Genomic DNA, 23572 nt, shown 5'->3' on the forward strand with positions numbered 1-23572 from the left:
GCGTACCGCTGGCGCTCCGGTGCGTGTGCGGTGCCCGTCCCCGCACTGCGCGACTCGGCGGTAGGAACGAGCCTAGAACGCCGCTGCGCCGGTGGGGAGATCATTTGCGTCATTGCCTTGCTCGCCTCGGTTCCGGTTTTGGCCGGAAAAACAGTCGGCTGCGGGTACCCGGTGAGGGCACCCGCAGCCGCCCTGTGTTTTACAGGTACTGTCCGGTGTTTGCCACCGTGTCGATGGAGCGTCCGGTGTCGGCGCCCTGCTTTCCGGTGATGAGGGTACGGATGTAGACGATCCGTTCGCCCTTCTTTCCGGAGATCCGGGCCCAGTCGTCGGGGTTGGTGGTGTTGGGCAGGTCCTCGTTCTCCTTGAACTCGTCCACGCAGGCCTGGAGGAGGTGGGAGACGCGCAGGCCCTTCTGCTTCTGGTCGAGGAAGTCCTTGATCGCCATTTTCTTGGCGCGTCCGACGATGTTTTCGATCATTGCGCCGGAGTTGAAGTCCTTGAAGTAGAGGACTTCCTTGTCGCCGTTGGCGTAGGTGACTTCCAGGAAGCGGTTTTCCTCGGATTCGGCGTACATGTGTTCCACTGCCGTCTGGATCATGCTGGCGACGGTGGTGGCCTTGCTGCCGCCGTGCTCGCCGACGTCGTCGGCGTGCAGCGGGAGGCGCTCGGTGAGGTACTTGCCGAAGATGTCCTTGGCCGCTTCGGCGTCGGGACGCTCGATCTTGATCTTCACGTCGAGCCGGCCGGGGCGGAGGATGGCGGGGTCGATCATGTCCTCGCGGTTGGAGGCGCCGATGACGACCACGTTCTGGAGGCCTTCGACACCGTCGATCTCGGCGAGCAGCTGGGGGACGATGGTGTTCTCCACGTCCGAGCTGACACCGGAGCCGCGGGTGCGGAAGAGGGACTCCATCTCGTCGAAGAAGACGATGACGGGGGTGCCCTCGCTGGCCTTCTCCCGGGCACGCTGGAAGACGAGGCGGATCTGCCGCTCGGTCTCGCCGACGTACTTGTTCAGGAGCTCGGGGCCCTTGATGTTGAGGAAGAAGCTCTTGCCCGCGGCCTGGCCGGTGACTTCGGCGACCTTCTTGGCCAGCGAGTTGGCGACGGCCTTGGCGATGAGCGTCTTGCCGCATCCGGGGGGTCCGTAGAGCAGGACGCCCTTGGGCGGGCGCAGTTCGTGCTCCTTGAACAGGTCCGGGTAGAGGTAGGGGAGCTCGACGGCGTCGCGGATGGCCTCGATCTGGCCGCCGAGACCGCCGATCTGCTCGTAGCCGATGTCGGGGACTTCTTCGAGGACGAGTTCCTCGACCTCGCTCTTGGGGACGATCTCGTAGACGTAGCCGGAGCGGGGTTCGAGCAGCAGGGCGTCGCCGGGGCGGATGTTCACGTCCAGCAGCGGCTCGGCGAGCCGTACCACCCGTTCCTCGTCGGTGTGCCCCAGTACGAGGGCGCGCTCGCCGTCCTCAAGGATCTCCTTGAGGGTGACGATGTCGCCGACGCGCTCGAAGTGCATGGCCTCGACCACGTTGAGCGCTTCGTTGAGCATGACTTCCTGGCCGCGCCTGAGGTCGTCCAGGTCGACGCTTGGGCTGACGTTCACCCGCAGTTTGCGGCCGCCGGTGAAGATGTCGGCGGTGCCGTCCTCGTTCGCTGTGAGGAAGACACCGAAGCCTGCGGGCGGCTGTGCGAGTCGGTCGACCTCTTCCTTGAGGGCCACGATCTGGTCGCGGGCCTCGCGGAGGGTGTTCGCGAGTCGCTCGTTCTGGGCGGACACGCCGGCCAGGTTCGTCTGCAGCTCGACGATCCGCTCTTCGAGAATCCTCGTGTGTCGCGGAGAGTCGGCGAGCTTGCGTCGCAGGACGGCGATCTCCTGCTCAAGATAGGCGATCTGCTCGGACGGGTCGTCGGACCCCCGTCCCGGGCGGATGCCGCGGTTCATGTCGTCGTCGTGGGCTGCCACGGTCCTCACCTCCTCCAAGGGGAGCTGGACGCTTCCAGACCCTACCTGGGTGGGTGTCGATTGAAACCCCTAGATCACAAAGACTGTCAAGGTGTGTCGTCGGTCACCCATCGCGTTCTCCCTCGTGCCGGGTGGATACCCACTCAACGCGATTCAGAAGCGGCGTGTTCCAGGCCTGGAGTGGTCAAAACCCTTCGTGACTGACCGGAGTTGTCCGCTCCAGTGCCGGTTCAGGGGTTGTGCCCCGATGGCGGATTTCTTACACAGAGCGACGGGGCGGATATGGCGGGTGATCGCCGGGGTGGGTCGCGGGTTGGCTCAAGTCGATCGTTTCGGTGGCCGGGCGCCGCCGTACCGCGCGGTGGGACGCGCCGTGCGCGCGGTTCCGGAGCGCACGCGGGGGTGCGCCGGGAGGGTGCGCGGGCGGCTGGGGGCCGGAGGTAGGGTCAAGGGCGTTCAACCCCCGCCGGGGCGGGACCGGGTGACCCCCGGGTCCTGCCGGCCGGCGCTTTCGAGGGCAGGAGAGATGACCGTGCAGCAGGAGACCCTGGCCGGCGGTGAGGCGCTTGAGGTCTGGATCGACCAGGATCTGTGTACGGGTGACGGGATCTGCGCCCAGTACGCCCCGGAAGTGTTCGAGCTGGACATCGACGGCCTGGCCTATGTGAAGGGCGCGGACGACGAGCTGCTCCAGGCGAAGGGGGCGACGGTGCCGGTGCCGCTGCCGCTCCTCACGGATGTGGTGGACTCGGCGCGGGAGTGTCCGGGCGAGTGCATCCATGTGCGGCGGGTCGCGGACCGCGTCGAGGTGTACGGGCCGGACGCGGAGTGACTTTCCGGCCACTCCGCGTGGCGTCGGTGTGCGGCCCGTCGGGCCCGCGCTGCCGTCAGACGCTGTGGGCGGCGGCCGGGGTGGAGCGGACGAACGCGTGGCCGTTCCACTGCCACTTGGCGGTGGACTTCAGGTCCGGGCAGCAACTGGGCACATTGTCCGAGGAATAGCCGAGCAGGGTGGCGGTGACCGCGTTGCCGGCTACCGCGAAGTCGGTCACGGTGAGCCGGTCCTTGGGGTCGACCAGGGTGGCGACGACGCGGGGGCTGGTGGCGCCGGCGGCCTGGGTGAGGACGTACACGCCGTCGGGCGGGGTGCCCATGGCCGAGTCGCAGTGCACCACCGCCACCGTCTCGGGTCTGCCGTCGCCGTCGAGGTCGCCGGTGGCCTTCTTGACGACCAGTTCCTTCACGGGTCCGCAGTCGAGGGGGAAGTCCACGCCGGTGGTGCTGGGCGGCGCGGCGGCCGCGGGGGCGCGCTTCGTCTCGGTTCCGGCGGCGGGCTGGGCGGCTTTGGCCGAGCCGGGCTGGTAGAGGGAGGAGAGCGCGACGACGCCGGCCACGGCAGCGGCGGTGGCGAGCCAGTGCATGGGGCGGGTGTCGGTGTGAGCGAGCTCCGGGACCACGGATTGCTGCACTAGGAGTGTCTCCTGTGAGGCCTGTGCCGGTGGGGGGGGTGGGCTGCATCGTGCCACACGTCACAGTGAGTGGGAACGGCGGGGGTGGCCTTTCGTGGGCGGTGGGTCCCGCGGTCCGGTGATGGCGTCAACGCCTGAGCGCCGCTGCCGAGTTCCGGTGGGGTCCGGGGAACTCGGCAGCGGCGCTCGTACGTTGTCGTGGCGGCGGGGAGGGGCTCAGCGGCCGGCGCCGCCGTCGGCGTTGGGGCCGTCGTAGTCCTCGCCGTAGGCGCCCTTGGCGGGGCGGCGGCGGCGCATGGGCGGCTCGACGCCGTCGGCGAGGCGGCGGGCGGTCAGCAGGAAGCCGGTGTGGCCGATCATCCGGTGGTCGGGGCGGACGGCGAGGCCTTCCACGTGCCAGTTGCGGATCATGGTCTCCCAGGAGGTCGGCTCGTTGAAGCAGCCGATCTCGCGGATGGACTCGACGGTCCGGGCGAGCTGGGTGGTGGTGGCGACGTAGCAGCAGAGGATGCCGCCGGGGACGAGTGCCTTGGAGACTGCCTCCAGGCATTCCCAGGGGGCGAGCATGTCGAGGATGACCCGGTCGACGTCGGTGTCCGAGAGGTTGTCCTGGAGGTCGCCGACCGTGAGCTGCCAGGCGGGGTGCGGGCCGCCGAAGTAGCGCTCGACGTTCTGCTGGGCGATCTCGGCGAAGTCCTCGCGGCGCTCGTAGCTGTGCAGCATGCCCTGGTCGCCGATGGCGCGCAGCAGGAAGCTGCTGAGCGAGCCGGAGCCGACGCCGGCCTCGACGACCCGGGCGCCGGGGAAGATGTCGGCGAAGGAGAGGATCTGCCCCGCGTCCTTGGGGTAGACGACGGCTGCCCCGCGGGGCATGGACAGGACGTAGTCGGGGAGCAGGGGGCGCAGCGCGAGGTAGGCCACGTTGCCGGTGGTGCGGACAACGCTGCCCTCGGGAGCGCCGATCAGTTCGTCGTGCGGGAAGGAACCCTTGTGGGTGTGGAAGTTCTTCCCGGCTTCGAGCGTGAACGTGTAGTGGCGGCCCTTGGGGTCGGTCAGCTGTACCTGGTCCCCGACCTTGAAGGGCCCGCGCCTGCGGGCGGCACCGGTCGGTTCGGACATGTGAACAGCCTACCGGCCCCTGCGGGCGGCTCGGACCAACAGAGGGCGCCTTCGGTCGTGGGAGCGGTGCGGGCGGGTCGTGGTTGCTCGCGCCCACGCGGCGGAGCCGCACATCGACTACGCCCCGCGCCCCTTGCGGGGCGGGGCGTTTCAGGAGGGCCTTGCCATTGCCCTGACGAAGGCGCGCTCGACGTCGGCTGCGGACAGGACGCCGTAGATCTCGCCGGTCTCCTCGACGACCAGGTATTCGGATGCGGGGGTGGCGCGCAGGACGTCGAGGAGGTCCTCTCCGGCCAGCTCTGCCGAGACGCGCATGCCGTCGGTGAGGTCCTGGGCGAGGCCGCTCACGGCGACCCAGGGGCGGCGGTGTTCGGGTACGCCGACGATCGCGGCCTCGCGGACGAGGGAGAGGGGGGTGCCGTCGGCGTCGACGACGACCAGGGCGCGGGCGCCGGCGGCGTTGGCGCGGCGCAGGGCCTCGGAGAGCGGGGTGTCGGTCTCGACCGGGACGGCGCGGCGGGTGAGGGTGCGGGCGCGCAGTTCCGGGAGGTGTTCGCGGAGCCGGGCCATGCGCAGGCTGTTGCCGGCGCCGGTCCAGATGATCGCGGCGAGGATGGCGGCGAGCAGGGCGTCGGTGATGGCGTCCATGCCGCTGCTGTCGTCGGTGCCGCCGCCGAAGGCGCCCCAGTGGTTGAGCAGCGGGAGGCCGATGAGGACGGAGACGGCGAGGGCGCGGCCGACCCAGGCGGCGGCGACGGTGCCGCTCATGGGCCTGCCGGTGATCTTCCAGACGACGGCGCGGAGCATCCGGCCGCCGTCCAGGGGCAGGCCGGGCAGGAGGTTGAAGGCGGCGACGATGAGGTTGGAGACCATCAGGCCGGCCAGCAGGACACCGGGGACGGTGCCGGGCTCGACGGGCTGCATGGCGAGGTAGAAGAGGCCGGACAGGATGAGGGAGAGCAGCGGGCCGACGAAGGCCAGCACGAACTCCCGTCCGGGGGTCTCGGCCTCTTTCTCGATCTCGGAGACGCCGCCGAAGAACTGGAGCTGGATGCGGCGGACGGGGAGTTTGAAGCGGATCGCGGCGACCGTGTGGGCGAGTTCGTGGACCAGGACGGAGGCGTAGAAGGCGATGGCGAAGAAGAGGGAGACGAGGTAGCGGGCGGCGCCGAGTTCGGGCAGCACGCGGTCGAGCTGGCCGCCGAAGACCCAGGTGATCAGGGCGGCGACGAGGAACCAGCTGGGGGCGACGTACACCGGGACGCCGAAGGGCCGTCCCATGAGCAGCCCGCCCCCGGGCTCCTTGGGCCGCTGCGGCGGCTGCCCCTTGGCCATGCCGGACTGTGCGCGGCCCGGCCGGTCGCCTTCGCGGGGTGTGTCCGCGCGGGGCGCGGGCGCGGGTTCCGGCGCTTGCGGGGTCTCGGGCGCTTGCGGGGTCTCGGGCGTCACCGGCGTTTCCGGTGTCTCCGGGGCTTGGGGCGCGGGCTCCTCGCCGGGTGTCTCCTGCGTCGGTTCGGGCTGGTCGGTGGGTGTGGTGGCGCGGGGGTCGGCCGGGTCCGGGCCTGCGTCGGTGGGCCCTGCGCGGTGCTCGGTCGGGTCGGCGTTGTCCGACCGGGGCTGCCCGCTGCCGCCGCTCACGTCCACGGTGTCCCCTCGTTAGATATGTCGTCTCTCGTCGATGGTATGCGGCGGTCGTGGCGTGTTCCGCTCCGGCACCCCCTGTGGCGGCCGGGCCGTCGCGCGGGTTGGGTGACTGTCAGTGGCGGGCCGTATGGTCTGTGGTCATGGACAGCAGCATCGAGGACGCCTCGCAGGATCGGGACGCGGTCGTCGCGCCGGGGGAAGGGCCGGTCACGGCGGTGGCGGGGAAGGCGGCCGGGCCGCCCGCCTCGCTGTCGCCGTCGCGGGCCAGTGACTTCATGCAGTGTCCGCTGCTGTACCGGTTCCGGGTGATCGACCGGCTGCCGGAGAAGCCGAGCGAGGCGGCGACGCGCGGGACTCTGGTGCACGCGGTCCTGGAGCGGCTCTTCGACGCGCCCGCGGTGGAGCGGACAGCGCCGCGGGCCAAGTCGCTGATCCCGGGCCAGTGGGACCGGTTGCGGGAGTCCCGGCCGGAGCTCGGGGAGCTGTTCGCGGAGGATCCGCAGGGCGAGCGGCTGGCGCGCTGGCTGGGTGAGGCGGAGCAGCTCGTCGAGCGCTGGTTCACGCTGGAGGATCCGGTCCGGCTGGAGCCCGTGGAGCGGGAGCTGTTCGTGGAGACGGAGCTGGAGTCGGGGCTGCGGCTGCGCGGGATCATCGACCGGGTCGACGTGGCGCCGACGGGTGAGGTGCGGATCGTCGACTACAAGACGGGCAAGGCGCCGCGGCCGGAGTACGCCGAGGGCGCGCTGTTCCAGATGAAGTTCTACGCGCTGGTGGTGTGGCGGCTGAAGAACGTGGTGCCCAGGCGGCTGCAGCTGGTCTATCTGGGCAGCGGTGACGTGCTGACGTACGACCCGGTCCTCGCCGATCTCCAGCGGGTGGAGCGCAAGCTGCTCGCGTTGTGGGAGGCGATCCGGCAGGCGACGGAGTCGGGCGAGTGGCGGCCGCGTCCGACGAAGCTGTGCGGCTGGTGCGACCATCAGGCGCACTGCCCCGAGTTCGGCGGTACTCCCCCGCCGTACCCGCTGCCGGTGAGGTCGGCCGAGTCCGCGGACGTGCCGCAGGGCAGAATGGGCGCGGACTAGCAGAAGGAGACTCACCGTGGCCATCCGCGTCCTACTGGTCGACGACCAGCCGCTGCTGCGTACCGGGTTCCGGATGATTCTGGAGGCCGAGCAGGACATCGCGGTCGTGGGCGAGGCCGGAGACGGCCTGCAGGCCCTCGACCAGGTGCGCGCTCTCCAGCCCGATGTGGTGCTGATGGACATCCGGATGCCGCGGATGGACGGCGTGGAGGCGACCCGGCAGATCACCGGTCCCGGCCGGGACGGTCCGGCGAAGGTGCTGGTGCTGACCACGTTCGATCTCGACGAGTACGTGGTGGAGGCGTTGCGCGCGGGGGCCAGCGGCTTCCTGCTGAAGGACGCCCCGGCGAACGAGCTGGTGCAGGCGATCCGGGTGGTGGCGAACGGTGAGGCGATGCTGGCGCCGAGCATCACGCGCCGGCTGCTGGACAAGTACGCGACGCATCTGCCGTCCGGTGAGGACCCGGTGCCGGACACTCTGCACACCCTCACCGACCGCGAGGTGGAGGTGCTGAAGCTGGTGGCGCGGGGGCTGTCGAACGCGGAGATCGCCGCCGACCTGTTCGTCAGCGAGACCACGGTGAAGACGCATGTGGGGCATGTGCTGACCAAGCTGGGGCTGCGGGACCGGGTGCAGGCGGCGGTGTACGCGTACGAGAGCGGCCTGGTGCGGCCCGGCGCGCAGTAGGACGGCTGAAGGCGACGCGGACGACGCGAAGGGCGCCCCTCTCCACCGAGAGGGGCGCCCTTCGCGTCGTGTGACCGGGCGTCAGCTGCTGGAGCCGCGGCCGAGCTCCCACAGCTGGAGGCTGGCGGAGGAGTTGATGGCGTAGGCGACGCCCGTGATGTCGTCGCGGGCGGCGACGAACTGCTTGCCCTGCCAGAGCGGCAGCACCGGGACGTCGTCGGCGACGGTGTCCTGGATCTCGGTCAGGCTGCTGGTGGCGCTGGCCCGGTCGGCCTCGCGGCGGGACTCCGGGATCAGGGTGTTGATGATCTTGCTGTTGGCGTAGGGCGACTTGAGGAAGTTGTCCTTGTCGAGGAAGGGCGCGAGGAAGTTGTCGGCGTCCGGGAAGTCGGGGAACCAGCCCATGCCGTAGACGTCGTAGTCGCCCTTGCGTTCGGCCGTCTGGTAGGTGTCCCAGGCGGTGCCCTGGATACTGACGTCGAACAGGCCGCTGTTGTTGAGCTGCTGCTTGAGAACCTCGAACTCCTGCTTGGTGGCCGGACCGTAGTGGTCGGTCGTGTAGTGCAGGGTCAGCTTCACCGGGGTGGTGATGTTCGCCGCGGTCAGCAGGCTCTTGGCCTTGGAGACACTGGGGTCGCCGTACTTGTTGAAGAACGAGTTGGAGTGGCCGGTGATGGAGGCCGGGACCAGCGAGTACAGCGGCTCGGCCTGGGAGCCGTACACCTTGGCGACGAGTTCGTCGCGGTTGATGACCTGGGCCATGGCCTGGCGGACGGCCTTGGACTTGACCGTCGGCGCGTCGGTGTTGAAGCCGAGGTAGCGGATCTCCAGGCCGGACATCTCGACGAGGTCGACATTGGAGTCGTCGCCGGCGTCGAGCTTGTTGATCTGGGACGGCGACATGGTGCGGGTCATGACGTCGATGTCACCCTTGTCGATCGCCTTGCCCATGGCGTCGGCGTCCTTGAAGGGGCGCAGGACGACCTGCTCGTTGTTCACCTTCACGCTGCCCTTGTAGTTCGGGTTCTTGGTGAAGGTGGCGGAGACGAGCTCGTCGTTCTTGACGTCGGCCTTGAAGGTGTACGGGCCGGAGCCGTCGATGTCGAAGCCGTCCCGGAGCTTGTCCTTCTCGTAGTCCTTCGGGTTCACGATGCCCGCGACCGGGGTGGACAGCTTGTACGGGAAGGTGGCGTCGGCGGACTTGAGATGGAAGATGATCTCGCGGTCGCCCTGGGTCTCGATGGTGTCGATGTTCGAGAGGAGGGCGTAGACGCCGGTGTCGGCCTTGATGCGCAGGGCGCGCTGGATGGACCACTTGACGTCCGCGGCGGTGACGGCGTTGCCGTCGGAGAACTTCAGGCCCTCGCGCAGCTTGCAGGCGTAGCGTTCGCTGCCGCTGTCGGTGAAGGAGCAGCTCTCGGCCGCGTCGGGGACCGGGTCGCCGTCGCCCTTGGGCTGCGACATGAGGGTCTGCACGGTCTGGCGCAGGATGTTCCAGCCGCCGACGTCGTAGGAGTAGGCGGGGTCGATCGGCGCCGGGGCATCCTTCGTGGCGGTGAACCCGTCGGTGGTGCCGACGACGATCGCGTCGCTGCTGCTGCTCCCGCTGTCGGATCCACCGCACGCGGCGAGCACGGGAGTGAGCAGGCCGACCACGGCCGGCAGCACCAAAGTCTTGCGGTTCATGCTCGAAGTTCTCCAGAGCTGTTCGTGTCCGTGTATCCCGCATACATGGGGTGTCGAAGCGGATCACGGGGGTTACGGCGATGTTCTCGCGACGAGATTAGTCCGCGACCGCAGGAGGGTTGGCAGCGGCGTGAGTTGAGGCCCCATCACGCAGGGGTACCGGTTGCGGACAGAACGAACACCCGGACAGCGGCAGGATTAGTGCAGCGTCTCCCCAATCGGGACACAAGGTCACCCGGTTTCCCCCCGAACGGGGGTGAGCTGCACACCGCGGCAACGTTGTCGAGCTGCCGTGCACGTGGGGAACGTCACACGCGTATGCGCGTGATCAGGTATCGGAATTCAGCCTGTTGAACAGTTGCGAATTCCGTTGAATGAACCGCGCACGGATTTCACTCAATGCACTTTGTACGCTGGGTGAACGGCTAGCGCATTTCCGTCATCAGGCCGCGCAGAAAAGCCAGGTCGACCTCTTCCAGCGAGGTCACCACGGTACGCCGCTCGGCCGGGGCGATCGGCGCGACCGACGGGACCGCGACCACCTGGCAGCCGGCGGCCTCGGCGGCGGCGACGCCGGTCGTGGTGTCCTCGACGACCGCGCATCTGGCCGGATCCACCCCCAGCCCGGCGGCGGCGAGCAGATACGGGTCCGGGTACGGCTTGGTGCGCGAGACCTCGTCGCCGGCGACGGACAGGGTGAAGTGCCGGGGGCCCAGCGAGGTCAGGACACGGTCGATGATGCGCCGGTGCGAGGCGGAGACCAGGGCGGTGGGGATCTGCTGTTCGTACAGCTCGGCGAGGAGCCGCTGCGCGCCCGGCATCAGCGGCAGGGCGGTGCCGATGCGCTCCTCGAAGCCGTCGTTGAGCAGCACGCTGAGTTCGGCGAGCGTGATGGCCGCGCCGGTGGCCTCGATGAGGAACCCGGCGCTGCGGGTCATGGGGCCGCCGACCACGACATGGCGCCAGGACTCGTCGAGGGCGTGGCCGAGGCGGGCGAAGACCTCGACCTCGACGTCCCACCAGAAGCCCTCGGTGTCCACCAGGGTGCCGTCCATGTCGAGGAGCACCGCCTGGAGGGCCGAGCCTTCCGCCGTACGGGTTCCGAGCGCGGGGACCGTGCTGGTCATCCGGTCGCACCTCCTTGAGGGACGATCAGGCCGGTTCCCGTGCGGGGAACCGGCCTGCTGTGGACCGACCAGTGTACGACTTATCCGATCAGTGCGCTGTGTGGCGCGTGTCTCGGCGCGCCGCACGCCCCACCGGGCGCCTCACCGCGCGTTGAAGTACTTCGCCTCCGGGTGGTGGATCACGATGGCGTCCGTGGACTGCTCGGGGTGCAGCTGGAACTCCTCGGAGAGGTGGACGCCGATCCGCTCCGGCTGGAGCAGGTCGGCGATCTTGGCGCGGTCCTCCAGGTTCGGGCAGGCGCCGTAGCCGAGGGAGAAGCGGGCGCCTCGGTACTTCAGGGCGAACATGTCCTCGACGTCGGCCGGGTCCTCGCCGGCGAAGCCCAGCTCGGAGCGCACGCGCGCGTGCCAGTACTCGGCGAGGGCCTCGGCGAGCTGGACGGACAGGCCGTGCAGTTCGAGGTAGTCGCGGTAGGAGTTGGCCTCGAACAGCTTGGCGGTCCGCTCACCGATGCGGGAGCCGACGGTGACGACCTGGAGGCCCACCACGTCCGTCTCCCCGGACTCCTCCGGGCGGAAGAAGTCGGCGAGGCACAGCCGGCGGCCGCGGCGCTGGCGGGGGAAGGTGAACCGGGTGCGTTCGTTGCCCTGTTCGTCCAGGATGATCAGGTCGTCGTCCTTGGAGACGCACGGGAAGTAACCGTAGACCACGGCCGCTTCCAGCAGGTTCTCCGTCTGGAGCTGGTCGAGGAGGCCGCGCAGCCGGGGGCGGCCCTCGGTCTCGACGAGTTCCTCGTACGACGGTCCCTCGCCGGTGCGGGCCTGCTTGAGGCCCCACTGGCCCTTGAAGAGGGCACCCTCGTCGAGCCAGCCGGCGTACTCCTTGAGCTGGATGCCCTTGATGACACGGGTGTCCCAGAACGGCGGGGTGGGCACCGGGTTGTCGACGGCGACGTCGGAGCGGACATGGCCCTCCTCGGGCCGCTCCTCGACCTCCACGACGGCGGCGGGGCGGACCCGGCGCTGCTTCAGCTCGGGGAGGCTGGCGCCGGGCACGCCGCGCTTGACGCCGATGAGGGCGTCCATCAGGCGCAGGCCCTCGAAGGCGTCACGGGCGTAGCGGACCTCGCCCTCGTAGAGCTCGTGCAGGTCCTGCTCGACGTAGGCGCGGGTGAGGGCGGCGCCGCCGAGGATGACCGGGAAGCGGGCGGCGAGACCGCGCTGGTTGAGCTCCTCCAGGTTCTCCTTCATGATCACCGTGGACTTGACGAGCAGGCCGGACATGCCGATGACGTCGGCCTTGTGCTCGTCGGCGGCCTCCAGGATCGCGGAGACGGGCTGCTTGATGCCGAGATTGACGACGTTGTAGCCGTTGTTGGACAGGATGATGTCGACGAGGTTCTTGCCGATGTCGTGGACGTCGCCGCGCACGGTGGCCAGCACGATGGTGCCCTTGCCCTCGGCGTCGGACTTCTCCATGTGCGGTTCGAGGTGGGCGACCGCGGCCTTCATGACCTCGGCGGACTGCAGGACGAACGGCAGCTGCATCTGGCCGGAGCCGAACAGCTCACCGACCACCTTCATGCCGTCCAGCAGGGTCTCGTTGACGATGTCGAGAGCGGGGCGGGTCTGCAGGGCCTCGTCGAGGTCCGCCTCCAGGCCGTTCTTCTCGCCGTCGATGATGCGGCGCTTGAGACGCTCCTCAAGCGGCAGGGCGGCCAGTTCCTCGGCCTTGCCGGCCTTCAGGGACTTGGCGGTGGCGCCCTCGAAGAGCTGCATGAGCTTCTGGAGGGGGTCGTAGCCCTCGGTACGGCGGTCGTGGATGAGGTCGAGGGCGGTCTGCACCTCCTCCTCGTTGAAGCGGGCGATCGGGAGGATCTTGCTGGCGTGCACGATCGCCGAGTCCAGGCCCGCCTTGACGCATTCGTCGAGGAAGACGGAGTTCAGCAGGATGCGGGCGGCCGGGTTGAGGCCGAAGGAGATGTTGGACAGGCCGAGGGTGGTCTGGACGTCCGGGTGGCGGCGCTTGAGCTCGCGGATCGCCTCGATGGTGGCGATGCCGTCCTTGCGGGACTCCTCCTGACCGGTGCAGATGGTGAAGGTCAGGGTGTCGATGAGGATGTCCGACTCGTGGATGCCCCAGTTCGTCGTGAGGTCCTCGATGAGCCGTTCGGCGATGGCGACCTTGTGCTCGGGGGTGCGGGCCTGGCCCTGTTCGTCGATGGTGAGCGCGATCAGGGCGGCGCCGTGCTCGCGGGCGAGCTTGGTGACCTTCGCGAAGCGGGACTCGGGGCCGTCGCCGTCCTCGTAGTTGACGGAGTTGATGACCGCGCGGCCGCCGAGCTTCTCCAGGCCGGCCTGGATGACGTCGACCTCGGTGGAGTCCAGGACGATCGGCAGGGTGGAGGCGGTGGCGAAGCGGCCGGCCAGCTCCTCCATGTCGGCGACGCCGTCCCGGCCGACGTAGTCCACGCACAGGTCCAGCATGTGGGCGCCCTCGCGGATCTGCTCGCGGGCCATCTCCACACAGTCGTCCCAGCGGGCCTGCAGCATGGCCTCGCGGAACTTCTTGGAGCCGTTGGCGTTGGTGCGCTCGCCGATCGCCAGGTAGGAGGTGTCCTGGCGGAACGGCACGGTCTGGTAGAGGGAGGCGGCGCCGGGCTCGGGGCGCGGGCTGCGCTCGGGCGGGGTGACGCCGCGGACCTTCTCGACGACCTGGCGCAGGTGCTCGGGGGTGGTGCCGCAGCAGCCGCCGATGAGGGAGAGGCCGTAGTCGCGGACGAAGTTGTCCTGGGCCTCGGCCAGGCCCTCGGGGCCCAGCGGGAAGTGGGCGCCGTCCTTGGTGAGGACCGGCAGACCGGCGTTCGGCATGCACAGCAGCGGGATGCGCGAGTGCCGGGTGAGGTAGCGCAGGTGCTCGCTCATCTCGGCGGGGCCGGTCGAGCAGTTCAGGCCGATCATGTCGATGCCGAGCGGCTCCAGCGCGGTCAGCGCGGCGCCGATCTCGGAGCCCAGCAGCATGGTGCCGGTGGTCTCGAAGGCCATGGAGACGAGGAGGGGGACCTCGGTGCCGAGGGCTTCCATGGCGCGGCGGGCGCCGAGGACGGAGGCCTTGGTCTGCAGCAGGTCCTGGGTGGTCTCGACGATCAGGGCGTCGGCGCCACCGGTGAGCAGGCCCTCGGCGTTCTGCTGGAAGCCGTCACGGATGGTGACGTACGGCACATGGCCGAGGGTGGGCAGCTTGGTGCCGGGGCCGATGGAGCCCAGGACCCAGCGCTGCCGTCCGTCGCGGGCGGTGAAGTCGTCGGCGGCCGCGCGGGCGATGCGGGCACCGGCCTCGGACAGTTCGTGGACGCGGTCGGCGATGTCGTACTCCGCCATGGCCGCGTGGTTGGCCCCGAAGGTGTTGGTCTCGACGCAGTCGACGCCCACGGAGAAGTAGGCCTCGTGGACCGAACGCACGATGTCCGGGCGGGTGAGGTTGAGGATCTCGTTGCAGCCTTCGAGATTCTCGAAGTCCTCCAGGGTGGGGTCCTGTGCCTGGAGCATGGTGCCCATGGCTCCGTCGGCGACCACCACGCGTGTGGCGAGCGCCTCCCGGAGCGCGGACACCCGGGTCCGGCTGTCGGCGGAAGGGGACGGCGGCAACGAGGCCATGAAGGGCTCCCTTGAATGCGACGGCTGTCGGCTATGCGGTTTCCCCGGGCGGACCCGGCTATGGACGCACGGCGCCAGGGTAACCGGGAGTGGGCTTGGATGGGCAGGGCGTCCATGTGGCGGACGAGTGAGCCTCGGGGCGGGCAGTATGACGCCGGCCATGGCGTTTCGGCCGCTCAGCGGTCATGGTGCGGGGCGGACATGTGTGGCCGGACACCCAAGGGCGGGCCACGCGTGAAGTAACGGATGTCGACGGACCATTAGCGGTGAGTCGACATGGACCGGTAGTGTTCGACATTGCCGAACGACGGTTATGACGTCGTGGCGGTGAAGGTCACCGGGGACGGAGGCAGTACGGCGATGGCACGGAACATCCAGTCGCTCGAACGGGCGGCCGCGATGCTGCGACTGCTGGCGGGCGGCGAGCGGCGGCTCGGCCTGTCGGACATCGCCTCGTCACTGGGTCTCGCCAAGGGCACCGCCCACGGCATCCTGCGCACCCTCCAGCAGGAGGGCTTCGTCGAGCAGGACGACGTCTCGGGGCGCTATCAGCTGGGCGCCGAGCTGCTCCGGCTCGGCACCACCTACCTGGACATCCACGAGCTGCGGGCGCGGGCCCTGGTGTGGACGGACGACCTGGCCCGCTCCAGCGGGGAGAGCGTCTACCTGGGCGTGCTCCATCAGCAGGGCGTGCTGATCGTGCACCACGTCTTCCGGCCCGACGACAGCCGGCAGGTGCTGGAGATCGGCGCCATGCAGCCGCTGCACTCCACGGCGCTGGGCAAGGTGCTGTCGGCCTACGACCCGGTGGCGCACAGCGAGGCCCTGGAGGCCGACCGCAAACCCTTCACCGACCGCACCACCTGCGACCTGGACGCCTTCGAGAACATCCTCGACATCACGCGGGCGCGCGGGTACGCGGCCGACGTGGAGGAGACCTGGGAGGGCGTGGCCTCGGTCGCGGCGCCGATCCACGACCGCCGCCGCATGCCGGTGGGCGCGGTGGGCATCACAGGGGCGGTGGAACGGCTCTGCAACGACGGGGAGTTGCGGCCCGACCTGATAGCGGCGGTGCGGGACTGCGCCCGTGCGGTGTCGCGGGATCTCGGCGCGGGCCGGTTCTGACCGCACGCCACTGATCGACAGTCGAGGCCGGTTCGCGTGTCGGCGGACCGGCCTCAGTCGTACCCTGAGATGGACATAACAGGGCAAAAGTGCAGATCAGTGCAGTTACCGCAGGACACCCGGCGGACGACCCGACTCATCGACAACCCGCAGCAATCAATAACGATCGCGCTTTCGATAACAGAACCCTTGACGCATGCGTAACGCCGGAGCAAGACTCCCGTCCATCGGTCGGCATTGTCGAACACCTACCGGCAATACGCGCTAGAGTGTGACAACGCCAAAGGCCGACATCGCTCTCACCCCCGAGGGCGCCAACACCCCGAAGGGACTCGGGGTTCGGCTTCCCTGGACGAAGGACAAAGGAGTCGCGGGTGTCCAGCTCCGACATCTTCATCGGCGAGACCATCGGTACCGCCATACTCATCCTGCTCGGCGGTGGCGTCTGTGCCGCCGTCACGCTCAAGGCCTCCAAGGCCCGTAACGCCGGCTGGCTCGCCATCGCCTTCGGTTGGGGCTTCGCCGTCATGACGGCCGTCTACATCTCCGGACCCCTGTCCGGTGCCCACCTCAACCCGGCCGTAACCGTCGCTCTCGCCATCAAGAACAGCGACTGGAGCAACGTCCCGGTCTACTTCGCCGGACAGCTGCTCGGCGCGATGATCGGCGCGACCCTGGTGTGGGTCGCCTACTACGGCCAGTTCCACGCCCACCTGACCGACAAGGAGATCGTCGGCGGTCCGGGCGCGCAGGCCACCGAGGCCAAGGCCGTCGAGGCCCAGGAGACGGGCGCCGGACCGGTGCTCGGCATCTTCTCCACCGGCCCGGAGATCCGGAACGCGGTGCAGAACCTCGCCACCGAGATCATCGGCACCGTGGTGCTGATCCTCGCGGTCCTCACCCAGGGCCTCAACGACAAGGGCAACGGCCTCGGCGTGCTGGGCGGCCTGATCACCGCGCTGGTGGTCGTCTCCATCGGTCTCTCGCTCGGCGGCCCGACGGGCTACGCCATCAACCCGGCCCGTGACCTCGGCCCGCGCATCGTGCACGCTCTCCTCCCCCTGCCCAACAAGGGTGGTTCCGACTGGAGCTACGCCTGGATCCCGGTGGTCGGCCCGCTGATCGGCGGAGCCATAGCCGCGGGCATCTACAACGTCGCCTTCGCTTAAAGCGTCAGGCCTCGCCGAAGAAGCAGACGTGAACAGACGTACCGCCACAACCACGGATCTTTGAGGAGCACACAGTGACCGACGCCCACACCGCAGGCCCCTTCATCGCCGCGATCGACCAGGGCACGACCTCCAGCCGCTGCATCGTCTTCGACCGGGACGGCCGAATCGTCTCCGTCGACCAGAAGGAGCACGAGCAGATCTTCCCGAAGCCGGGCTGGGTCGAGCACAACGCCAACGAGATCTGGACCAACGTCCAGGAAGTCGTCGCCGGGGCCATCCAGAAGGCCGGCATCACCCGCGACGACATCAAGGCCATCGGCATCACCAACCAGCGCGAGACCACCGTGCTGTGGGACAAGAACACCGGTGAGCCCGTCCACAACGCCATCGTCTGGCAGGACACCCGTACCGACGCCCTCTGCCGCGAGCTCGGCCGCAACGTCGGCCAGGACCGCTTCCGCCGTGAGACCGGCCTCCCGCTGGCCTCCTACTTCGCCGGCCCCAAGGCCCGCTGGCTGCTCGACAACGTGGCGGGCCTCAAGGAGCGCGCCGAGGCGGGCGACATCCTCTTCGGCACCATGGACACCTGGGTCATCTGGAACCTGACCGGCGGTGTCAACGGCGGCAAGCACGTCACCGACGTGACCAACGCCTCCCGCACCCTTCTCATGAACCTGCACACCACGCAGTGGGACGAGAAGATCGCCGAGTCCATCGGCGTGCCGCTGCAGATCCTCCCCGAGATCCGCTCCTCCGCCGAGGTCTACGGCGAGGTCACCGGCGGACAGCTCGGCGACCTGCTCGGCGGCATCCCGGTCGCCTCCGCGCTCGGCGACCAGCAGGCGGCCCTGTTCGGCCAGTGCTGCTTCTCCGAGGGCGAGGTCAAGTCGACCTACGGCACCGGCACCTTCATGGTGATGAACACCGGCGACAAGATCATCAACTCCTACGCGGGCCTGCTGACCACGGTCGGCTACAAGATCGGCGAGCAGCCGACCGTGTTCGCGCTGGAGGGCTCGATCGCCGTCACCGGCTCGCTGGTGCAGTGGATGCGTGACCAGATGGGCCTGATCTCCACCGCGGCCGAGATCGAGACGCTCGCGCTCACGGTCGAGGACAACGGCGGCGCCTACTTCGTGCCGGCCTTCTCCGGCCTGTTCGCCCCGCACTGGCGTTCCGACGCCCGCGGTGTCATCGCCGGCCTGACCCGGTACGTCACCAAGGCGCACCTGGCCCGCGCCGTCCTGGAGGCCACCGCCTGGCAGACCCGCGAGATCGCGGACGCCATGGTGAAGGACTCCGGCGACGAGCTGGTGGCCCTCAAGGTCGACGGCGGCATGACCGCCAACAACCTGCTGATGCAGACCCTCTCCGACGTCCTCGACGCACCCGTGGTGCGCCCGATGGTCGCCGAGACCACCTGCCTCGGCGCCGCCTACGCCGCCGGTCTCGCCGTCGGCTTCTGGTCCAGCACCGAGGAACTGCGCGCCAACTGGCGCCGGGCCGCGGAGTGGACCCCCCGCATGGACGCGGAGACCCGCGACCGTGAGTACAAGAACTGGCTCAAGGCCGTCGAGCGGACCATGGGCTGGATCGACGACGACGAGAGCTGACGAGAGCCCGCACGCTCTCACGATCGAGCTCTGACGAGGAGTAAGAACCCGACATGACCAGTCAGTCCACCCTGCAGTCCGTACCTGCCCTGGGGACGCACCCGGCCTCCGGCTCGCTTCCGAGCCGTGCCGAGACCAGGGAGCAGCTCTCCAAGGCGTCGTACGACCTTCTCGTGATCGGCGGCGGCATCCTGGGCATCTCCACCGCCTGGCACGCCGCGCAGTCCGGGCTCAGGGTGGCACTGGTCGACGCCGGCGACTTCGCCGGCGCCACCTCCTCCGCCTCGTCCAAGCTCCTCCACGGCGGTCTGCGCTACCTGCAGACCGGCGCGGTGAAGCTGGTGGCGGAGAACCACTTCGAGCGCCGTGCGGTCTCCCGCCAGGTGGCCCCCCACCTGGCGAACCCGCTCACGTTCTACCTCCCCGTGTACAAGGGCGGGCCGCACGGCGCGGCGAAGCTCGGGGCGGGCGTGTTCGCCTACTCCGCGCTCTCCGCGTTCGGTGACGGCGTCGGCCACCTGCTCTCGCCCGCTCGGGCGCAGCGGGACGTGCCGGAGCTGCGCACCGAGAACCTCAAGGCCGTCGCCGTGTACGGCGACGACCAGATGAACGACGCGCGCATGGCGCTGATGACCGTCCGCGCGGCCGTCGAGGCGGGCGCGGTCGTCCTCAACCACGCCCAGGTCACCGGGTTGCGCTTCACCAGGGGCCGGGTGACCGGCGCCGACCTGAAGGACGCGGTCTCCGGCGAGGAGTTCGGCGTCAACGCCCGCCTGGTGCTCAACGCGACCGGCCCCTGGGTCGACCACCTGCGCCGGATGGAGGACCCGAACGCGGCTCCGTCCATCCGCCTCTCCAAGGGCGCGCACCTGGTCCTGAAGCGGACCTCTCCGTGGAAGGCCGCGCTCGCCACCCCCATCGACAAGTACCGGATCACCTTCGCCCTCCCGTGGGAGGACATGCTGCTGCTCGGCACCACCGACGAGGAGTACGAGGGCGACCCGGCGGATGTCTCCGTCACCGAGCAGGACATAGCCCAGATCCTGGACGAGGCCGCGTTCTCCGTCCGGGACCAGCAGCTCAAGCGCGACCTGATCACCTACGCCTTCGCCGGCCTGCGGGTGCTGCCGGGTGGCCCTGGCGACACCGCCAAGGCCAAGCGGGAGACCGTGGTCACCGAGGGCAGGGGCGGCATGCTGTCCGTCGCCGGCGGCAAGTGGACCACGTTCCGGCACATCGGCCGTACGGTCATGGAGAAGCTGGAGGCGCTGCCGGGCCACCCGCTGGGCGACGACTTCGAGCCGATCGCCTCGCTGCCGAAGAAGCTGCCGCTGCCCGGCGTCGCCAACCCCCGCGCGGTCGCCCACCGCCTGCTGGTGGACAACCCGGCGCCGGGTCCGCGGATGGCCGCCGACACCGCGAAGCACCTCGCCACCCACTACGGCTCGCTGGCCTTCGACATCGCCCGTATCGCCAACGAGGACCCGCAGCTCGCCGAGCGCGTCCACCCGGACGCCCCGGAGATCTGGGCGCAGGTCGTCTGGGCCCGCGACCACGAGTGGGCCGAGACCACGGACGACGTGCTGCGCCGCCGCACCACGCTGACGATCCGCGGCCTGGCCACGGACGACGTCCGGGCCAGGGTCCAGGACCTGCTCGACAAGAAGTAGCCCGAAGAGCCCGCCCGAGGGCGACGCGATACGGGCGGTGTGCCGGGTCCTCCCTGACCGGCCCGGCACCCGCTGAGGCCCCGTCCCCGCCGTACCGGGGACGGGTCTGTGAACGGGGCGGCTCCTCTCCCCTGGAGCCGCCCCTTTCGCGTACCCGAAGCAGCCGCGGACGCCTGACCAGGCCGCATAATGTGGCTGAGACATCGGATGTCTGAGCCCTAGGGAGGCCGGTATGGCAGTCACCGATGAGGCGATCGAGAAGATCAAGGACATGATCGTCTCCGGTGCGCTGCGCCCCGGAGACCGGTTGCCCAAGGAGAGCGAGCTCGCCGCCGAACTGGGCCTGTCCCGCAACTCGCTGCGGGAGGCGGTGCGGGCCCTGTCACTGATCCGGATCCTGGACGTCCGGCAGGGCGACGGCACGTATGTCACCAGTCTGGACCCGCAGTTGCTGCTGGAGGCGATGAGCTTCGTCGTCGACTTCCACCGCGACGACACCGTCCTGGAGTTCCTGGCGGTGCGCCGGATCCTGGAGCCGGCCGCGACCGCGATGGCCGCCTCCCGGATCAGCGAGCAGCAACTGGACGCACTGGACGCCCAGTTGGACGCGCTCGGCGCCGCGCCCTCGGTGGAGGAACTGGTCGCCTGCGACCTGGAGTTCCACCGGGGCATCGTGCAGACCTCGGGAAACTCGGTGCTGTGCTCGCTCCTTGACGGGCTGTCCGGCCCGACCACCAGAGCCCGGATCTGGCGCGGCCTGACCCAGGAGGACGCGGTCGCCCGGACCCTGCGGGAGCACCGGGCGATCCTGGCCGCACTGCGCGACCGGGACGCGGAGGCGGCCCGGTCCTGGGCGACCGTGCACATCGCGAGCGTGGAGCAGTGGCTGCGCAGCAGTCTGTGAAGCGCTTACCCGCTTCTGCGGGCCAAGGGTGTTCGAGGGCGGCGAACGGGGCAGTGATCCGTTCACTCCCCCGTGCAAGGGGGCTGCGGGCGCCCCCGCCTCACGCCGTAAGGTTGGGGCGTACGCGAGGGCACGTCGGAAGGAGGCACTGGGTGATCGAGCTGGAGGGGGTTCCCGAGCTGATCGACCCAGTCATGGTGGCCGCGTTCGAAGGCTGGAACGATGCCGGCGACGCCGCCTCCACCGCGGTCGCGCATCTGGAGCGGGAGTGGAAGGGCGAGGTGTTCGCGGCGCTCGACGCCGAGGACTACTACGACTTCCAGGTGAACCGTCCCACGGTGTGGATGGACGCCGGCGTGCGCAAGATCACCTGGCCGACGACCCGGCTGTCGGTGGTCCGGGTCGGCGGCGACAAGCCGCGCGACCTGGTGCTGGTCCGCGGCATCGAGCCGTCCATGCGCTGGCGCTCGTTCTGCAACGAACTGCTCGGATTCGCCCACGAGCTGGGGGTCGAGCTGGTGGTCGTGCTGGGCGCGCTGCTCGGTGACACCCCGCACACACGTCCGGTGCCGGTCAGCGGGGTCACCTCGGACTCGGACCTGGCCCAGCGGATGGACCTGGAGGAGACCAAGTACGAGGGCCCGACGGGCATCGTCGGCGTCCTCCAGGAGGCGTGCACGCATGCGGGCGTCCCGGCGGTCTCGCTCTGGGCCGCGGTTCCGCACTACGTCTCCCAGCCGCCCAACCCGAAGGCCACGCTGGCGCTGCTGAACCGGCTGGAGGACCTGCTCGACCTGCGGATCCCGCTCGGTGAGCTGGCCGAGGACGCGCGCGCCTGGCAGGTCGGGGTGGACCAGCTGGCCGCGGAGGACAGCGAGGTCGCCGAGTACGTGCAGACGCTGGAGGAGGCCCGGGACACCGCGGAGCTGCCGGAGGCGTCGGGCGAGGCCATCGCCCGTGAGTTCGAGCGCTACCTGCGGCGCCGGGACGTGAGCCCGCCCGGCGGTCACGCCACGGCGGACGGCGGCGACACCGCGTCGTACCTGCGGGACAACCCCGGCAACCGGAGCCGGCCGCCGCGGCCGCCGAAGCCCGACGCCCCTGGGAACGCCGAGAACTCCGGGGAGACCGGTGACGCCGGGGACCAGGGGTCGGACGGCGAGGACACCTCCGAGGACTGAGACAGGGGCGGTACGCGGGGTGCGTACCGCCCCTTCTTGTCGGCCTTGTCGACAGCCCGGGGATGCGCCGTGTGTGTTCGGTGCGGGTGAGTTGCGGCCGGTCGCGCCCACGCGGCGGAGCCGCACATCGACACAGCCCCGCGCCCCCGAAAGCAGGGGCGCGGGGGCCGGGGCCTGTTAAAGGGCCACGCCCAGCAGCGCGTCCACCGCGCGTGATACGACGCCCGGCGCGCCCGTGTCCGTGCCGCCCTCTTCCTTCTGTACGGCTGCCCAGCGGTCCACCGCCGCCAGTGCTGTCGGGGCGTCCAGGTCGTTGCTCAGGGCCTCGCGGATCTCCTCCACCAGGGCCTCGGCGGACGGGCCGTCGGGGCGGGAGACCGCCGCGCGCCAGCGGGCGAGGCGTTCCTCGGCGTCCCGCAGGACCTGGTCGGTCCACTCCCAGTCGGCGCGGTAGTGGTGGGAGAGGAGGGCGAGGCGGATGGCGGCCGGGTCGACACCGTCCCTGCGGAGCTGGGAGACGAAGACCAGGTTGCCCTTGGACTTGGACATCTTCTCGCCGTCGAGGGCGACCATGCCGGCGTGGACGTACGCCTTGGCCATCGGGAACTCGCCGGTGAGCACCTGGGCGTGCGAGGCGCCCATCTCGTGGTGCGGGAAGGCCAGGTCGGAGCCGCCGCCCTGGACGTCGAAGGTCATGCCGAGGTGGTCGAGGGCGATGGCCACGCACTCGATGTGCCAGCCCGGGCGGCCGTGGCCGAGGGAACCGCCGTCCCAGCTGGGTTCGCCCTCGCGGGCGGCCATCCACAGCATGGGGTCGAGGGGGTTCTTCTTGCCGGGGCGGTCGGGGTCGCCGCCGCGTTCCGCGGAGAGCATCCGCATGGCGGCCGCGTCGAGGCCGGAGACCTTGCCGAAGTGGGGGTCGGACTCGACCGAGAAGTAGATGTCGCCTTCGAGTTCGTAGGCCGCGCCGAGCTCGCGCAGCCGCTCGACCAGCGGCACGATGCCGGGTATGGCCTCGACCGCGCCTATGTAGTGCCGCGGCGGCAGCATCCTGAGAGCGGTCATGTCCTCACGGAAGAGGGTCGTCTCCTGCTCGGCGAGGGCGACCCAGTCGACGCCGTCGCGCTGCGCGCGTTCGAGCAGCGGGTCGTCGACGTCCGTCACGTTCTGGACGTAGTGCACCTGCCGCTTGGTGTCGAGCCACACGCGCTGAACCAGGTCGAACGCGTTGTAGGTCGCCGCGTGCCCCATGTGGGTCGCGTCGTACGGCGTGATGCCGCAGACATAGATACGGGCGACGGGACCGGGGTCGAGGGTGACCGGACCGCCGGTCGCGGTGTCGTGGATCCTCAGGTCGCGGCCCTGACCAGGCAGGGCGGGGACCTCGGAAGCGGGCCAGGCATGCATGTACATGAGCGTAACCGGACCCGAGTTCGGTATACGAACCGGACGACCGGGAAGACGCTCTT

At 69.8% G+C, this 23572-nt stretch carries 17 protein-coding genes; 9 read left to right on the forward strand and 8 right to left on the reverse strand.

The features are described from left to right. Positions 1–199: 199 nt before the first annotated feature. On the reverse strand, positions 200–1966 hold the full coding sequence (gene arc, locus OHB00_RS11610) for a proteasome ATPase (protein WP_406433913.1): 1767 nt from the start codon (positions 1964–1966) through the stop codon (positions 200–202). 526 nt (positions 1967–2492) lie between these two features. Between arc and OHB00_RS11615 the strand changes: the two genes are divergently transcribed. Next, the gene (locus tag OHB00_RS11615) at positions 2493–2798 is read left to right on the forward strand and encodes a ferredoxin (protein ID WP_406433915.1); all 306 of its coding nucleotides are present in this window, start codon (positions 2493–2495) and stop codon (positions 2796–2798) included. 55 nt (positions 2799–2853) lie between these two features. On the opposite strand, the gene OHB00_RS11620 is transcribed toward OHB00_RS11615, so the two are convergent. From OHB00_RS11620 to OHB00_RS11630, 3 genes are all read right to left on the reverse strand, one after another. Further along, entirely contained in the window at positions 2854–3435 is a 582-nt protein-coding gene (locus OHB00_RS11620; protein ID WP_406433917.1) for a hypothetical protein, read from the reverse strand. Positions 3436–3651: 216 nt separating this feature from the next. Then, complete coding sequence (locus OHB00_RS11625; RefSeq protein WP_406433919.1) at positions 3652–4554, reverse strand: tRNA (adenine-N1)-methyltransferase; 903 nt, start codon at positions 4552–4554, stop codon at positions 3652–3654. 150 nt (positions 4555–4704) lie between these two features. After that, positions 4705–6198: a site-2 protease family protein gene (locus tag OHB00_RS11630; RefSeq protein ID WP_406433921.1), complete on the reverse strand. Its 1494-nt coding sequence runs from the start codon at positions 6196–6198 to the stop codon at positions 4705–4707. A 140-nt stretch (positions 6199–6338) separates the two neighbouring features. On the opposite strand from OHB00_RS11630, the gene OHB00_RS11635 reads away from it, so the two are divergent. Beyond that, a complete protein-coding gene (locus OHB00_RS11635) occupies positions 6339–7280 on the forward strand; it encodes a RecB family exonuclease (protein ID WP_406433923.1) in 942 nt (313 codons plus the stop codon). A gap of 16 nt (positions 7281–7296) precedes the next feature. Beyond that, positions 7297–7968 carry a response regulator gene (locus OHB00_RS11640; RefSeq protein ID WP_406433925.1) on the forward strand — a complete coding sequence of 224 codons (672 nt, stop codon included), beginning with the start codon at positions 7297–7299 and terminating at the stop codon, positions 7966–7968. A gap of 81 nt (positions 7969–8049) precedes the next feature. Here OHB00_RS11640 and OHB00_RS11645 read toward each other — a convergent pair whose 3' ends face one another. The 3 genes from OHB00_RS11645 to metH all read right to left on the reverse strand — a co-directional run bounded on the left by OHB00_RS11645 (position 8050) and on the right by metH (position 14438). After that, positions 8050–9654: an ABC transporter substrate-binding protein gene (locus tag OHB00_RS11645; RefSeq protein ID WP_406433927.1), complete on the reverse strand. Its 1605-nt coding sequence runs from the start codon at positions 9652–9654 to the stop codon at positions 8050–8052. A 425-nt stretch (positions 9655–10079) separates the two neighbouring features. Further along, entirely contained in the window at positions 10080–10781 is a 702-nt protein-coding gene (locus tag OHB00_RS11650) for an HAD family hydrolase (RefSeq protein ID WP_406433929.1), read from the reverse strand. 141 nt (positions 10782–10922) lie between these two features. Beyond that, positions 10923–14438 (reverse strand): methionine synthase, encoded by a 3516-nt coding sequence (metH, locus tag OHB00_RS11655; protein WP_406433931.1) that lies wholly within the window; start codon positions 14436–14438, stop codon positions 10923–10925. A 360-nt stretch (positions 14439–14798) separates the two neighbouring features. Here metH and OHB00_RS11660 point away from each other — a divergent pair, with 360 nt between their 5' ends. From OHB00_RS11660 to OHB00_RS11685, 6 genes are all read left to right on the forward strand, one after another. After that, positions 14799–15563, forward strand: coding sequence for an IclR family transcriptional regulator (locus OHB00_RS11660; protein WP_406445736.1), 765 nt, complete (start codon positions 14799–14801; stop codon positions 15561–15563). 374 nt (positions 15564–15937) lie between these two features. After that, entirely contained in the window at positions 15938–16732 is a 795-nt protein-coding gene (locus tag OHB00_RS11665) for an MIP/aquaporin family protein (protein WP_406433932.1), read from the forward strand. Between the two features lie 74 nt (positions 16733–16806). Further along, complete coding sequence (gene glpK / locus OHB00_RS11670; protein ID WP_406433934.1) at positions 16807–18348, forward strand: glycerol kinase GlpK; 1542 nt, start codon at positions 16807–16809, stop codon at positions 18346–18348. A 53-nt stretch (positions 18349–18401) separates the two neighbouring features. Continuing rightward, positions 18402–20018, forward strand: a complete 1617-nt coding sequence (locus OHB00_RS11675; protein WP_406433936.1) for an FAD-dependent oxidoreductase — start codon at positions 18402–18404, stop codon at positions 20016–20018. A 232-nt stretch (positions 20019–20250) separates the two neighbouring features. After that, a complete protein-coding gene (locus OHB00_RS11680; protein WP_406433938.1) occupies positions 20251–20922 on the forward strand; it encodes a FadR/GntR family transcriptional regulator in 672 nt (223 codons plus the stop codon). A gap of 152 nt (positions 20923–21074) precedes the next feature. Further along, positions 21075–22103 (forward strand): PAC2 family protein, encoded by a 1029-nt coding sequence (locus tag OHB00_RS11685; RefSeq protein WP_406433940.1) that lies wholly within the window; start codon positions 21075–21077, stop codon positions 22101–22103. 177 nt (positions 22104–22280) lie between these two features. On the opposite strand, the gene mshC is transcribed toward OHB00_RS11685, so the two are convergent. Continuing rightward, positions 22281–23510, reverse strand: a complete 1230-nt coding sequence (gene mshC, locus OHB00_RS11690) for a cysteine--1-D-myo-inosityl 2-amino-2-deoxy-alpha-D-glucopyranoside ligase (RefSeq protein ID WP_406433943.1) — start codon at positions 23508–23510, stop codon at positions 22281–22283. Positions 23511–23572: the final 62 nt, after the last annotated feature.

The sequence above is a fragment of the Streptomyces sp. NBC_00631 genome (assembly GCF_045206895.1).
Lineage (GTDB): Bacteria > Actinomycetota > Actinomycetes > Streptomycetales > Streptomycetaceae > Streptomyces.

What these genes read in the sequence shown, in the direction of transcription:
- OHB00_RS11615 (WP_406433915.1), top strand. Translation starts at nt 2,493, where the DNA reads ATGACCGTGCAGCAGGAGACCCTGGCCGGCGGTGAGGCGCTTGAGGTC.
- OHB00_RS11625 (WP_406433919.1), bottom strand. Translation starts at nt 4,554, where the DNA reads ATGTCCGAACCGACCGGTGCCGCCCGCAGGCGCGGGCCCTTCAAGGTC.
- OHB00_RS11635 (WP_406433923.1), top strand. Translation starts at nt 6,339, where the DNA reads ATGGACAGCAGCATCGAGGACGCCTCGCAGGATCGGGACGCGGTCGTC.
- OHB00_RS11645 (WP_406433927.1), bottom strand. Translation starts at nt 9,654, where the DNA reads ATGAACCGCAAGACTTTGGTGCTGCCGGCCGTGGTCGGCCTGCTCACT.
- OHB00_RS11650 (WP_406433929.1), bottom strand. Translation starts at nt 10,781, where the DNA reads ATGACCAGCACGGTCCCCGCGCTCGGAACCCGTACGGCGGAAGGCTCG.
- metH (WP_406433931.1), bottom strand. Translation starts at nt 14,438, where the DNA reads ATGGCCTCGTTGCCGCCGTCCCCTTCCGCCGACAGCCGGACCCGGGTG.
- OHB00_RS11660 (WP_406445736.1), top strand. Translation starts at nt 14,799, where the DNA reads ATGGCACGGAACATCCAGTCGCTCGAACGGGCGGCCGCGATGCTGCGA.
- OHB00_RS11675 (WP_406433936.1), top strand. Translation starts at nt 18,402, where the DNA reads ATGACCAGTCAGTCCACCCTGCAGTCCGTACCTGCCCTGGGGACGCAC.
- OHB00_RS11680 (WP_406433938.1), top strand. Translation starts at nt 20,251, where the DNA reads ATGGCAGTCACCGATGAGGCGATCGAGAAGATCAAGGACATGATCGTC.
- mshC (WP_406433943.1), bottom strand. Translation starts at nt 23,510, where the DNA reads ATGCATGCCTGGCCCGCTTCCGAGGTCCCCGCCCTGCCTGGTCAGGGC.